The sequence below is a fragment of the Mesorhizobium cantuariense genome (assembly GCF_042647205.1).
Lineage (GTDB): Bacteria > Pseudomonadota > Alphaproteobacteria > Rhizobiales > Rhizobiaceae > Mesorhizobium > Mesorhizobium cantuariense.
Window position 1 is genome coordinate 7,639,498 of the sequence record NZ_JBHRVD010000001.1, and the last position, 13,899, is coordinate 7,653,396.

The window sequence follows — 13,899 nt, forward strand, 5'->3', positions numbered from 1 at the left end:
GAAGCCCCTGTCAGCGGTTACCAAGGGGCCGAACCACTCGTGGCGAAGTCGGCACCCGAAAGCCCGGCCTGGACAGAACAACTAATGGAGACGGTATGTAGCCGAGAGAATCTGGAAACAGCGTGGAAACGCGTTCGAAGCAACAAGGGCGGTCCAGGCGTGGATGGGATGACCATCGATGACGCCAAGGGCTACCTGCGTGAGCACTGGCCAAGCATCCGGTCTCGATTGCTCGAAGGAACCTATCAGCCGCAGCCGGTCAAGCGGGTCGAAATCCCCAAGCCGGAGGGCGGGGTCAGAAAACTCGGCGTGCCTTGCGTCGTCGACAGACTGATCCAGCAAGCCCTGCTGCAGGTTCTCCAGGAGCAGTGGGACCCGACGTTCTCCGAGCACAGCTACGGCTTCCGCCCAGGACGCTCCGCCCATCAGGCGGTAGCCCAATCGCAACGCTACGTTGCCGAGGGCTACAGCCACGTGATTGACATCGATCTCGAAAAGTTTTTCGACCGAGTCAATCACGACAGCCTGATGGCGCGCGTCGCCGCGCGGGTATCCGATAAGCGCGTGCTCAAACTCATCCGCGCATTCCTCAATGCGGGGGTGATGGAGGATGGCTTGGTCCGTCCGGTGGACGAGGGGACCCCGCAAGGTGGCCCGCTCTCGCCCCTCCTAAGCAATCTCCTGCTCGACGACCTCGACAAGGAACTGGCCCGAAGGGGTCTCCGCTTCTGCCGCTATGCGGATGACTGCAACATCTATGTTCGCAGCCGCCGCGCCGGCGAACGGGTCATGACCTCTGTCGGCCGGTTCCTGACCAAGAAGCTGCTGCTGAAGGTCAACGAGGCGAAGAGCGCGGTGGCGCGACCGGAGGAGCGGAAATTCCTTGGGTTCAGCATCTCAAATGACGGGAGCGAACGGCGCATCGCGCCAAAGGCCCTCGACAAATTCAAGGCGCTGATCCGGGACATGACACGCCGGACACGGGGAATCAGTCTGCCGCAGATGATCAAGGAGCTGAAGTCATACCTCATCGGATGGCGCGGCTACTTTGGCTTCTGCCAGACCCCACGGGTGCTTACGAACTTGGAAGCGTGGACCCGCCGGAGACTACGCATGTATCTCTGGTGGCAATGGGGGAACGGGCACAACCGCTTCAAGGAACTACGTCGTCATGGCGTACCAAAGTTCGGAGCTGCGGTTGCCGCCGGTTCACCGACGGGATTCTGGCGCATGTCAGGACACCCGGCGGTCCAACAGGCCCTGCGCAACCATTACTTCGAGTCTCTCGGTCTCCCTCGACTTCATGTCTCTGCCCAAGCTTAATACGATCGAACCGCCGTGGTACGGACCCGTATGCCCGGTGGTGTGGGAGGGGCGGCGTCGCGAGGCGTCCCCCTATCCCGATCCCCGTCCGGAACCGACCCAAACGCGACGTCCGAGTAGTGGCTTGGCGATGTCCGTAGTTGGCGCGTCGCGCTGGTTCAAACACCTGAGCCGCAGAACGCCAGAAATGAGCGTCGAAGGACTGGCTGGGGTGGAAACTTGCCGTATGCGCGCCTGTCGGAACGACGTGATTGCGGCAAGGAGCGGACGTCGCCCCGCCTATGCGGCTTGCTCACTCTAGCGTCGGGGCGGTCCGCAGACCGTTGAATCGAAATCGCTACGCAGCCCACGGGCAGACCTTAGCCTCCCGCGCTGAGCATTTCGATGATTGTTAAATCCAAAGAATCACCACAGGATGGTCCGTCGAGCGAGTATCAGCAGCCTATTTCCGCAGCCTATTAATGTGCAACTTGGGAAGCTGCCGACATCAATTCCTCGGGATTCGGCGCTCTGAAGGTGTTGAGGCCATCCTCCAGAACTTCAGTGAAGTTCCAGCGTACGATGCCCGCCCGGTCGATTAGGAACTGACCGACAAGCTGCCCCGAGCCGGAAGCCATCGCCTGCTGATCGGCTTCCGTAATCTCATATCCTTCCTTCTTGTTAAGAAACTCGTCCATTGCCAGGACGTCCATAGGCTCGGGCAACTCGCCCGGGAGATGGATCCGTATCGCCATGACCGTGTCCATCCCGACCTCGCGCAAGCCGAAAGCACGGTGCGAGGCCCGCTCCGGGTCGGATGCGGCGAGAAGATCGGGTGCTGGGTGGTAACGGAAATAGAGCCGCGCCCGCTCGACCGGCGTATTGACCACCGCCAGGCATTCGACGCCTTTCTCACGCAAGGCCGGCTTGAGTTGCGCCATCGCCGCGACATGGCGCCGGCAGAACGGACAGTGCAGGCCTCGGAACAAACCGATCAACAACGGGCTACGGCCTCGAAAATCATCGAGCGCGATCTTGCCTTCGCGGGAGATCGCATTGAGCACAACATTCGGTGCCCGGTCGCCCGGCTGCAGCGGGCGGTCAACACTACTCGTGGACATGGACAACCTCCTCGCCCCGGGTCAGTCAGGGAAAGCAGCACACCCAGCGTTTCAGGCGATCAAGTGCTGGGGGCGAAAGCTTCCTGTGCCAAGGCAATAGCTTTCGACCTCTGCCATATTGCCGAGGTCGAGATTACGCGCGTTGCAAGCCATCATAACACGAAAAAGCATCTGCGGGTCGCCGCCAAATGTGGTGAATGACCTCACGCGAGCGCACTCCCGAATGCTCTTGCGCTGAAGGTCAGGTTCCCGACCTCGATTTGGAGGTTCAAGTCTGCAACGCCCAAGGTCGTCAACGGGTGAATGTTGCCATTCGTCTCGTCGATCGGAACGAGCAGCCAGCGCCATTTGCGGACCTTCCCAGGTACGACAGCTAAAGGCGTGTCACTGTATCCAATTGCAGTCATTCGCATTGGCCAATTTCTAGCGAACGATCAATCCTCGCTTGCGAGCGGCGGATTCGGCCGTCCAAGTGCAGTCGCCGTTTTCATCACTTCCCGCATCGCTGCTGCCCCGGCGTCGAACTTCTCTCGACATGTCGATCTGATTTCCGTTCGGGATCACGCTCCGCCGACCAGAAGCCTTCCGAACTCTTAGCAGGACCCTCGCTTGCGTTAGGAGACCTTTCGACGGCGCGGATGCTTTCCGCTCTGAACCAATTCATCGGTGAAAGTGGGAGCACTATTTACTTAAGCCGGTGGCGTTCGAAGCTGCATCATAGGCATTCGGCTGGAAGCTGGAATACTTTGCCTCCAGGCCCCGTCTTTCCCCTCTATGGACGACACATCCTTGTTCTGGAACATCGGGCATCTGTTCGGGCGTTTGTGAGTGTTTTTCCGGTTTGTTTGGAATAGTGCCAAAAGGCACACCTCCAGTCCTGATGACCTTTCTCCCGATAATATGGACCGCATCATTCTTGATGTTTAGGTGTTGGATATCGGATCGCGAAGAGTCGTAGGATGCATTGCCCTTTACGTGGGCAGGTTTTGGGCAGAATGTACGGGGTGGGAGGAAGCATTCGGAATCCCCTGAATAAATGCGCCCGAACGGCTTCCGACCGTTGGTTGCAAGGGAGGATAATCATGAAACATATTTTCCCGCTCGCGGTGTGTGCCGCGGCGTTATCGCTCGGCGTATCGAACGCCTACGCACAATCGGGCGGCGTCGATAAGGCGGTCGGCGGCTACAGCTTCGAAGAAGCCGCAAAGGAGGCCTCCGGTACGAAGGACTTCCATTCGGCCGATGGTCACCTCACTTTCGCTATCGTGACACACACTGCCGGCAATGGCTTCTTCGATCCGGTCTACGTCGGCGCGACCGTCGCCGGCAACCTGATCGGCGCCAAGGTCCTGCTGCTCGGCGCGGAATCGCCGACCGACGACCCGGCCCGCGAGATCGAAATCCTGAACCAGATCGTGCAGGATCCGACGATCGACGGGCTGATCATGACAACGCCCCAGGTCGGCGCCTATAACGACATCGTCAAGGCCGCCGAGGCGAAGGGCATACCGGTCGCCACGACCAATTCCTTTGACGGCACGATCCTCAACCGAAGCGGCATCGGCCACACCGGCCAGGACGCCTCCGCTGCCGCAATCGCCGGCGAGGCGCTCGTCAAGTGCCTCGCGGACAAGGGTATCGAGAAGGGTTCGATCGTCCTGCCGTCGTCGACCGCAATGGGCAACATCGAGGTGAACAATCGCGTCACTTCGGCTTTCAACGCCATCGTCAAGGGCTTGAAGGATGCCGGCAAGCTTGATGCCTTCAAGGTCGACGCGGGTCCGGAGAACACCGGTATCGACACCAATCCGAATGATCCGGTGAACGGCATCGTGACGCTGTTCGAATCGCGCGGCGACGTCGTTGGCGCGTTCGCCGGCAACAACGTGTTCACGCCGGCGCTTGCCAAGGCCGTCGCTCAGGCCGGAATGACCGGCAAGATCTGCGCCTACGGTTTCGACCTCGGCCCGGCCCAGCAGGATGCGATGAAGAGCGGCGATCTGACCGGCGCGCTCGGGCAGCAGCCTTTCTTGCAGGGCTTCTGGCCGGTTATGCAGCTCTATCTGCAGATCGACCGCGGCATCGCGGCGGCCAATCTCGACACGCGCGCCCAACTCGTGACGCAGGAGACTGTCGGAAACGTCGGCAAGCGCTTCGAGAACTGATTTCGCTCGGAACGTTTAAAATCGGTGCGGGAGGGCGCGAGTTCCCCCGCAGCGACGGCAACGACCAGAGGGGGACCCATGGCGCCCACCGCGACCAAATCGCCCGGCCGTGCGCCGCCCCAGCTTGTCGGCGGCTGGGAGGCGGGGCTGCTTGCCCTGCTTTTGCTGCTCTATCTCGGCGGCGCTTTCGTCAACCCCGCGTTCTTCGGCTCGACCGAGGCGCTCCACGCCCTGCTGCGCGACACCTCCCGGGTGGCCATCATCGCGGTCGGGATGACCTTCGTCATCGTCAACAAGGACCTCGACCTGTCGGTCGGCTCCACCTACGGCCTGGTCGCCGTGGTGTTCGCCCGGCTGTTCGCCCCGAGCTTCCTCGATCTCGGCATCGTCCCCTCGGTGGTCCTCTGCCTGCTGCTCGGCACGCTGATCGGGCTGATCAACGGCGTGCTCGTCACCGTCCTGAAGGTGCCGGCGTTCATCGGCACGCTGACCATCCTCTTCATCGGCCGCGGCTTCGTGCTGGCGCTGACCCACGGCCAGTCGATCTACTATCCCGCCAAGGCGAGCGAGCATCCGCTGTTCTTCCACCTCGGCGAGACCAACGTCCTGGGTTTCAACAACCAGATCGTGGTCTTCGCCGTCGTCGCCGTGGTCGGCGCCTATGTGCTTGCCAAGACCCGCTGGGGCTACGAGACCTTCGCCACCGGCGGCAACGAGCAGGCAGCGGGCTATGCCGGCATCCCGACCAACTGGGTGCGCATCCGGGCCTACCTGATCTCCTCGCTCTGCGCGACCCTCGCCGGCCTGCTGTCGGCCGCCCAGGACAAGGGCGTGACCCCGCTCTACGGCGTCAGCGGTGAGCTGACCGTCATTGCCGCCGTCATCATCGGCGGCGCCTCGATCCTCGGCGGCCGCGGCCGGGTTGCCGGGTCCTGCCTCGGGGCCATGCTGGTCGTGCTGCTCGACAAGGTGCTGCGCGAGGGCTGGCCGATCACGCGCATCATCAAGATCGGCGACGAGGAAATCACGGTCAACGCCGTCTTCTCGCTGCCGGTCGGCGCGGTGCCGGTCTTCCTCGGGCTGCTGCTCATCGTCGCGGTGCTCATCGAGCCCTATCTCATCCGCCGCCAGGTGGCAGGGCGCCTCTGGGCCTGGCTCCGCGGCCGGCCGCCGCCACCGGCCTACGAGATCGGCGGCATCGCGATCGAGGGGGTGCAGACCAAGGGCGCGATGACGACCGACATGGCGCTGTCGGCCACCGGATTCGGCAAGTTCCTCGCCCGTCGCGACGCGCTCGCCATCATCCTGACCGCGCTCCTGTGGCTGACCGGCCTCGCGCTCCGGCCGGACTACTGGTGGAACCTGTCCAACAGCTTCGCGATCCTGCTCAACTACACCGAGCTTGCGCTGATCACCATAGGGCTCACCTACGTCATCGCCGCCGGCGACATCGACCTCTCGGTCGGGGCGGTGCTCGCCCTCGCCGGCAGCACCGCCGCCTATTTCCTGAAGGTCCTCGACGCTGACCCACTCACCGCCGTGGCGATGGGCCTGCTCGCGGGCATGTGCGCCGGCGTCGTCAACGCGATCGTCACCGTCGGCTTCAAGCTGCCGGCCTTCATCGCCACGCTGGGCATGTTCTACATCGCCCGCGGCCTCGCCGCCTGGTTCGTCGCCGGGCAGCAGCTCACCGGCTGGCCCGAGGGCTACAACCTGCTTGGCCGCAAGGTGAACGATATCCTGCTGCACTACCGCATCTCGCTGCCGGACGGGCTCCTGCGCTCGGTCGCCGAGGTGGTGAGCGTCCAGACCATCTGGATGCTGTTCGTCGCCCTCATTGCCGGCGTCGTGCTCGCCTACATGCCGTTCGGGCAGAAGGTCTATGCGACCGGCGGCAACATTCGCGCCGCCGCCTATGCCGGCATCAACACCAACCGGGTGCGGTTCCTCGCGCTCATGCTGGCGGCGCTCTGCGCGACAATGGCCGGGATCATCAACGTCGCCTACTTCCGCAGCTTCAACCCGGTGGCCGGCCAGTTCCGCGAACTCGACGCCATCGCCTCGGTGATCATCGGCGGCGGTTCGATCTTCGGCGGCCACGGCACAGTGATCGGGGCGCTCGCCGGGGCGGCGGTGATCACCCTGATCCGGGCGCTTCTGCAGCTCAACGTCCAGGGCTTCACCATGCCGCAGCACTGGATCAACGTCTTCATCGGCGGCATCCTGATCGTGGCGGTGCTGATCGACATCTGGGTGCGCCAGGCCAACATCTTCGGCCGCCTGCGGGCGCGCCTCGCGCGGCGCACAAGAACGGCGGAAACCACCCATGCCTGACGCGCCCCGGCCAACCCCGATCGTGGAGATGCGCGGCATCGAGAAGGCCTTCGGGGCGGTGCAGGCGCTCCGCAACGTCGACCTCGTGCTCTATCCCGGCGAGATCCTGGGCCTCGTCGGCGACAACTCGGCCGGCAAGTCGACGCTGATGAAGATCCTGACCGGCGCCTACCAGCGCGACGCCGGCGGCGAGGTCTTCGTCGCCGGGCAGCCGGTGCGCTTCAAGAGCCCGCACGAAAGCCGCGACGCCGGCATCGAGATGATCTACCAGGACTTCGCGCTCTGCGGGAATATGGATGTCGGTCAGAACATCTTTCTTGGCCGCTGGCCGCGCAAGGGCCTTTTCGTCAATCGGCGGAAAATGTACGCGGAAGCCGACAGCGTGCTGAAGCGGCTCAAGGTCGACGTGAACTCCGTCTATCAAAAGGTCGAGAGCCTGTCGGGCGGCCGCCAGCAATCTGTGGCGATTGCCCGCGCGATCTCCTTCCAGCCGCGTGTGGTGATCCTCGACGAGCCGACCGCCAATCTCTCGGTGATGGCGACCGAGCGGCTGCTCGAGACCATGCTGGAACTGAAAAAGCAGGGCGTTGCCCAGATCATCATCTCCCACCGCCTCGTTGACATCTTCGCTGTGGGCGACCGCGTGATGGTGCTGAAGCGCGGCGAGAACGTCGGAGATCGCTACATCAGGAACACCGACGAGCATGAGGTCTTGGAGATCATCGTCTCCGGCACGCGAGAGCACGCACTTACGGCCGATGAGGCAAGGCTTTGACCGATCAGGATCACTTTTCTCCAGCCGTGGCTGTCAAACAGAATGGCAGCTTCCACTCCCCGTGCAGACCTTGAAGCGTGACATCAAGAAGGTCGTCAAAGGGTCAGATCACGACGATGCTTGCGCCGACCTGAAGGTCCGCTCTTGGATATTCGAGACCTGAAGCGGCCGGTCCCCTCCCGTGAAGAGTTTCGGGCGCCGGCAGGCGTACGAAAGTCCCCGAGGAAGGAACCCGCGGGCCACATTCGATGGCTATGGGGATTTCGATTTGCGGCAGGTGTCGGCGATGGCGTGTCCGCCGCCTGGAAGCGCGGGGATGGATGCGGACAGGCCGCTTCGTTGCGCCTGCGCGCGGTGTTGTCGGGACATTGGGCAGCTGGGCGCGGTCCTGTCGGCGTTGATGATCACCATGGACACGCGTGGGTCCGTTGCCGGAGGCTGAGTGCCTGCGGCTGATTGGAGTAGGCCAGGCCGGGTCATGAACAGTACTCCCGGTTCGTCGCCGTTGCGTCCGGCGGTCCGCGTGGCTGCCTCCACCTTTCGAAGGTCTCGATGACGATCATGCATCCGCCGCAGCAGGGGCATGACGGGCGGAAGTCGTCCGGTTCGCTGGGGTCGGGCGGCGCGGCGACGTCCAGGAGTTCACGGGCGAGCGTGAGACTGGCCTTGCGGGCGGAGCCGGCGAGCAGTCCATAGTGCCGGATGCGGTGGAAGCCGCGCGGCAACACGTGGAGCAGGAAGCGGCGGATGAACTCGGCGGGGCCAAGCGTCATGACCTGCTGCCGGTCGGCGCCGTCGCGACGGTAGTCCTCACATGAGGGTCATCACGTCAAGTCGGGGCATCATGGCGACATTATTCGTTCCTTATTCGAAGACGGTATCCACGGTCTGAGCCCGGTTGCACGACACTGCCCGATATCCGGGCCTGATCAACCTCACATCCGGTCGCCGCCCAGCGGCTGCACCACTATCCCGCTTTCGGCGGGCAAGGGCTCAGAAGGACGAGACCATTCTTGTAGGCGGCTTGCTTTGAGCCATGGACTACCACGGTTCGTCCCCCTGGATCCGTCAGGGCTAATCAGGCCCTGGGGATGGGAATAACTTTACGTCTGTCGTCGCATCAGGTGGCTTTGATGGCGGCTCCCTCGATGAGAACACCGAACGTCACATATTTCCAGAACGCCACCAGCAGCTTGCGGGCCAGGGCAACAATTGTCGTCGCCTTGCGCTTTCCGGCATTGTGCTTCACCCGTTCCTGGAACCAGCGGCTCAGCATCGAATTCGGCTGGTGACGCAACCACAGCCATGCGAGTTGGACCATTGCTGTTCGAAGACGTGGGTTGCCTGCCTTCGAGATACCCTGCTCACGATTGATTGAACCGCTTTGCCAGGGACTTGCGGCAAGTCCTGCGTAGGATGCGACCTGTCTTCGGTTGTCGAAGTGCCGGGACAGGCATTCGCTGTAGATGACATTGGCGAATTCTGGGCCGATCCCCCTTATGCCGAGCAGCATCGTTGCGGGTTCGGTCAGGGCCGCCTTCTCCTGCGCTAGAACCGCGTCACGCTCGGCCTCCACCGCCTTGATTTGTTCGATCAGTAATTCGAGGCGACCGAGCTCGCGAAGAAGCTGGGCCTTGGTGTGCCGAGGCAGATCGCGACCATCACCCGTGCGGAGCTCCTCAAGGCGCTCGCGGCGATCGCGGCGCCCAGGCTCATAGCCCCGAATGCCCTGGCTAAACAGCAAACCCTTGATGCGGTTGATATGGAGCGTTCGTTCGTCGACGAGTACTTTGCGCTCGCGACCGATCCTGCGACGGTCTTCGTCCTGCGAGGTTGGAACTCGCACCATAGAGCAGACGCGGGGCTCCCCTCGCTTGTAGGCCAACAACGTCCGGATAAGCGTCTCGCCGTCGATCCGGTCTGTCTTCGCCCGCCGGCGCTTGCGCGAGACGGCAATCGAGGCGGCGTCCACGATATGGCTTTCTATCCAATCTTCGCGATCGAGTAAGCGGTGAAGCCAGAATCCATCAAGTCCGGCTTCGTGAATAGATACCACTCGATAGAGCCTGCCAGTCCTGGCCAGCGCTTTGGAACGGAGTTCGTCGATACGTACAAACAGTCCGGCAATGTCGCCACCGACAACCGTGTGCCGGGACATCTTATCGGTGGCACCCGGCGACAGCGAGGTGATCAGCCAGGCTGATTTGCTCAGTTCCAAAGAGATAAAAATTGCGTCAAGCTCGACACGGATAGCGGCAGGCGCTGCAGATTGATCAGTTGTAATAGACATGGTGGGTCTCCAGAGAGTTCAAACAACCTCGCTCTATTACAGCTCCGGTCGCTATCCATACCCTCATGGGATCTTGTAGCGGAAGGTGACGCCGCTCGCGTTGAAGGCGATCAGGCGGCTGTTCGAAATCGCGACCCGGTGGGTGTAGCGCGACAGGTAGGCGAGCACTGCCTCCGGTCCGGCGAACGGCGCCTTGGCGTAGACCACCCAGCGCGTCTTCCGGACGGGAGCAAGGTGGCGCAGGAATGTCTGCCGCTCGGTGAGATGAGCAAGTGTGCCGAAGAAGCCGAGCCGGCTGGCGTCGTGCAGCGCGAGCAGCCGGGTGAGGAACAGGCGTCGGAACAACTTGCCGAGCACGCGCACCGGGAGAAGGAAGGCTGGACGCGACGAGACCCAGCGGCTCCCGTCCGGCGCGATGCCGCCGCCCGGCACGATCATGTGCACGTGCGGGTGGTGGGTCAGCGCCGAGCCCCAGGTGTGGAGGACCGCAGTGATGCCGATGCGCGCACCGAGGTGCTTCCGATCAGCCGCGATCGTCAGCATCGTCTCCGATGCCGCCTTGAACAGCAGGTCGTAGACCAGCGCCTTGTTGTGGAAGGCGATGTCGGCGACCTCGGCGGGCAGCGTGAACACGACATGGAAGTAGCCGACCGGCAGCAGGTCGGCCTCGCGCTCGGCAAGCCATGTCCGCGCGGCTGCGCCCTGGCACTTCGGGCAGTGCCGGTTGCGGCAGGAGTTGTAGGCGATGCGCCACTGGCCGCAGTCCTCGCAGGCCTCGACGTGACCGCCGAGGGCTGCGGTGCGGCAATGCTCGATCGCCGACATCACCTTGAGCTGGACGAGGCTCAGGTGACCTGCATGGGCGGCCCGGTAGGCGGGTCCGGCAGCACGGAAGATGTCGGCGACCTCGATCGAGGCGCGCACGGATTAGCCACCGGGCGAGGTCTCTCCCGGCTTGAACAGGCCGAGCTTGTCGAGCGGGCTCGTCACGGCACGCACCGTCCGGGTCGCAACCTTCGCGTAAAGGGCGGTGTTGTTGAGCTTGGCGTGCCCGAGCAGGACCTGGATGATCCGGATGTCGGTGCCGTCCTCCAGCAGGTGGGTGGCGAAGCTGTGACGCAGCGTGTGCGGCCCGACCCGCTTGGCGATGTCGGCGGATTGGGCCGCCTCGACGACTATGCGATAGAGCTGCCGCGTACTGATCGGCTTCATCGCGTGCTGCCCGGGAAACAACCAGCCGTCGCGATGCATTACGCCCTGCTGCCGCCCGACCTTCCACCACTCACGCAGAAGCGTGAGCAGATCCTCCGAGAGCATGGCGTTGCGATACCGCCCGCCCTTGCCGCGTTCGACGCGCAGCAGCATGCGCTCGCTGTCGACGTCGGCGACCTTCAGCATCGACACCTCCGCGACACGCAGGCCGGCCCCATAGGCGACCGAGAGTGCCGCCTGGTGCTTGAGGCAGGTGGTGGCGTTGAGCAACCGGGCAACCTCGTCGCGGCTCAGCACCACGGGCAGGTTACGCGGATGCGACAGCCGGACGAGCCGGCGCGCCAGGTCCGGGCGGTCGAGCGTGTGGGTGAAGAAGAAGCGCAGCGCTGACACGATGCTGTTCATCGTCGGAACCGGAACGCCGTCCTCCTGCTGCTCGATCTGAAACCGGCGCAGGTCATCGGTGGTCGCTGTGTCTGGTGATCGCCCAAGGAATGTCGCCAGGCGTCCGATGTCGCGGAGATAGTTGCGCTGTGTCTCCCGTGAGAAACGTCGCATGTTCATGTCGTCGATCAGTCGCTGGCGCAACGGGCTGATCGAAGCTTCGAGAATTGAATGAGGCATAGTCAGGCTCCTTGTTGAAGAAGCCTGTGATGCTCTGCCCTTGCCGAACCCTGCTCAACGCGGGCGCGACGACCGGTTCTTGATCTCTACCTCAACCGCAGGCGCCCTCCCGCGCAGCGGGTTCGTTGTGTGCCCAGCATGTTCAACCGCTTGGGGGTGAAAGTCCCCTTGCCAACCTGATGGAGGTGAAGGCTTAGCAAAGCGCAAGGGCATTACCGCGAGGTGGTGTCTGAAGGAAGCGTGGAGCAAAACCGCGACCTGACGAACAGAAACCGGATATGAGGCATCCCTGGCCGGACGAGCGGGCAACGTGTCGCGAAGTCCATATCCATCAAGGGGCAGGGCTGTAGATCCGGCAGGTGCGCGGGGAAGGCGATTGAACTTACCTGGGGAGGCCTGCGTCATGTTCCGACTTCGGAACTGAGGGAACCGCAAGGTGACCTGACCGTGATGCAGGAGTCAGCAGAGGGCGTAGTAGGTGATGCTGTCGGCAAGGCTAGTGAGGCACTCCAAGCCGAAAGGCGGAGCAAACGGATAGGCCGAGCCGGAAACGATGACCGAAGGCCCGAACGATTGGAAGTGACAAATAGGACTGGCAACTCATGAGTGGAAAGCGGCAGAAGACCCAGTACTCACTGGCCCTGGAACCGAGGGACCGGGGTGAAGCCCCTGTCAGCGGTTACCAAGGGGCCGAACCACTCGTGGCGAAGTCGGCACCCGAAAGCCCGGCCTGGACAGAACAACTAATGGAGACGGTATGTAGCCGAGAGAATCTGGAAACAGCGTGGAAACGCGTTCGAAGCAACAAGGGCGGTCCAGGCGTGGATGGGATGACCATCGATGACGCCAAGGGCTACCTGCGTGAGCACTGGCCAAGCATCCGGTCTCGATTGCTCGAAGGAACCTATCAGCCGCAGCCGGTCAAGCGGGTCGAAATCCCCAAGCCGGAGGGCGGGGTCAGAAAACTCGGCGTGCCTTGCGTCGTCGACAGACTGATCCAGCAAGCCCTGCTGCAGGTTCTCCAGGAGCAGTGGGACCCGACGTTCTCCGAGCACAGCTACGGCTTCCGCCCAGGACGCTCCGCCCATCAGGCGGTAGCCCAATCGCAACGCTACGTTGCCGAGGGCTACAGCCACGTGATTGACATCGATCTCGAAAAGTTTTTCGACCGAGTCAATCACGACAGCCTGATGGCGCGCGTCGCCGCGCGGGTATCCGATAAGCGCGTGCTCAAACTCATCCGCGCATTCCTCAATGCGGGGGTGATGGAGGATGGCTTGGTCCGTCCGGTGGACGAGGGGACCCCGCAAGGTGGCCCGCTCTCGCCCCTCCTAAGCAATCTCCTGCTCGACGACCTCGACAAGGAACTGGCCCGAAGGGGTCTCCGCTTCTGCCGCTATGCGGATGACTGCAACATCTATGTTCGCAGCCGCCGCGCCGGCGAACGGGTCATGACCTCTGTCGGCCGGTTCCTGACCAAGAAGCTGCTGCTGAAGGTCAACGAGGCGAAGAGCGCGGTGGCGCGACCGGAGGAGCGGAAATTCCTTGGGTTCAGCATCTCAAATGACGGGAGCGAACGGCGCATCGCGCCAAAGGCCCTCGACAAATTCAAGGCGCTGATCCGGGACATGACACGCCGGACACGGGGAATCAGTCTGCCGCAGATGATCAAGGAGCTGAAGTCATACCTCATCGGATGGCGCGGCTACTTTGGCTTCTGCCAGACCCCACGGGTGCTTACGAACTTGGAAGCGTGGACCCGCCGGAGACTACGCATGTATCTCTGGTGGCAATGGGGGAACGGGCACAACCGCTTCAAGGAACTACGTCGTCATGGCGTACCAAAGTTCGGAGCTGCGGTTGCCGCCGGTTCACCGACGGGATTCTGGCGCATGTCAGGACACCCGGCGGTCCAACAGGCCCTGCGCAACCATTACTTCGAGTCTCTCGGTCTCCCTCGACTTCATGTCTCTGCCCAAGCTTAATACGATCGAACCGCCGTGGTACGGACCCGTATGCCCGGTGGTGTGGGAGGGGCGGCGTCGCGAGGCGTCCCCCTATCCCGATCTTCGGCCC

The 13,899-nt window shown here is 62.9% G+C and carries 8 protein-coding genes and 2 pseudogenes; 5 read left to right on the forward strand and 5 right to left on the reverse strand.

The features are described from left to right. Positions 1-84: 84 nt before the first annotated feature. Positions 85-1,323: a group II intron reverse transcriptase/maturase gene (gene ltrA, locus ACFOJ9_RS37215; protein WP_378987596.1), complete on the forward strand. Its 1,239-nt coding sequence runs from the start codon at positions 85-87 to the stop codon at positions 1,321-1,323. A 458-nt stretch (positions 1,324-1,781) separates the two neighbouring features. Here the strand turns inward: ltrA (ACFOJ9_RS37215) and ACFOJ9_RS37220 are convergent, their stop codons facing one another. Beyond that, complete coding sequence (locus tag ACFOJ9_RS37220) at positions 1,782-2,423, reverse strand: peroxiredoxin-like family protein (protein WP_378988308.1); 642 nt, start codon at positions 2,421-2,423, stop codon at positions 1,782-1,784. Between the two features lie 1,082 nt (positions 2,424-3,505). Here ACFOJ9_RS37220 and ACFOJ9_RS37225 point away from each other — a divergent pair. The 3 genes from ACFOJ9_RS37225 to ACFOJ9_RS37235 all read left to right on the forward strand — a co-directional run bounded on the left by ACFOJ9_RS37225 (position 3,506) and on the right by ACFOJ9_RS37235 (position 7,697). After that, complete coding sequence (locus tag ACFOJ9_RS37225; RefSeq protein ID WP_378986916.1) at positions 3,506-4,588, forward strand: substrate-binding domain-containing protein; 1,083 nt, start codon at positions 3,506-3,508, stop codon at positions 4,586-4,588. A gap of 78 nt (positions 4,589-4,666) precedes the next feature. Continuing rightward, positions 4,667-6,922, forward strand: coding sequence for an ABC transporter permease (locus ACFOJ9_RS37230; RefSeq protein WP_378986918.1), 2,256 nt, complete (start codon positions 4,667-4,669; stop codon positions 6,920-6,922). Continuing rightward, a complete protein-coding gene (locus tag ACFOJ9_RS37235) occupies positions 6,915-7,697 on the forward strand; it encodes an ATP-binding cassette domain-containing protein (RefSeq protein ID WP_378918046.1) in 783 nt (260 codons plus the stop codon). Before ACFOJ9_RS37230 ends, ACFOJ9_RS37235 begins: the two co-directional genes overlap by 8 nt. Before the next feature lie 476 nt (positions 7,698-8,173). Here the strand turns inward: ACFOJ9_RS37235 and ACFOJ9_RS37240 are convergent. The 4 genes and pseudogenes from ACFOJ9_RS37240 to ACFOJ9_RS37255 all read right to left on the reverse strand — a co-directional run. Beyond that, positions 8,174-8,509 (reverse strand): annotated as a pseudogene (locus ACFOJ9_RS37240) (transposase); the annotation flags it as partial. Between the two features lie 308 nt (positions 8,510-8,817). Further along, positions 8,818-9,987: an IS110 family transposase gene (locus tag ACFOJ9_RS37245; protein ID WP_378977626.1), complete on the reverse strand. Its 1,170-nt coding sequence runs from the start codon at positions 9,985-9,987 to the stop codon at positions 8,818-8,820. 72 nt (positions 9,988-10,059) lie between these two features. Beyond that, a pseudogene (locus ACFOJ9_RS37250) lies at positions 10,060-10,911 on the reverse strand (IS91 family transposase); the annotation flags it as partial. A 3-nt stretch (positions 10,912-10,914) separates the two neighbouring features. Further along, a complete protein-coding gene (locus tag ACFOJ9_RS37255; RefSeq protein WP_378982693.1) occupies positions 10,915-11,823 on the reverse strand; it encodes a tyrosine-type recombinase/integrase in 909 nt (302 codons plus the stop codon). Positions 11,824-12,569: 746 nt separating this feature from the next. Here ACFOJ9_RS37255 and ltrA (ACFOJ9_RS37260) point away from each other — a divergent pair. Continuing rightward, entirely contained in the window at positions 12,570-13,808 is a 1,239-nt protein-coding gene (gene ltrA, locus ACFOJ9_RS37260) for a group II intron reverse transcriptase/maturase (RefSeq protein WP_378987596.1), read from the forward strand. The last annotated feature ends 91 nt before the right edge of the window (positions 13,809-13,899 follow it).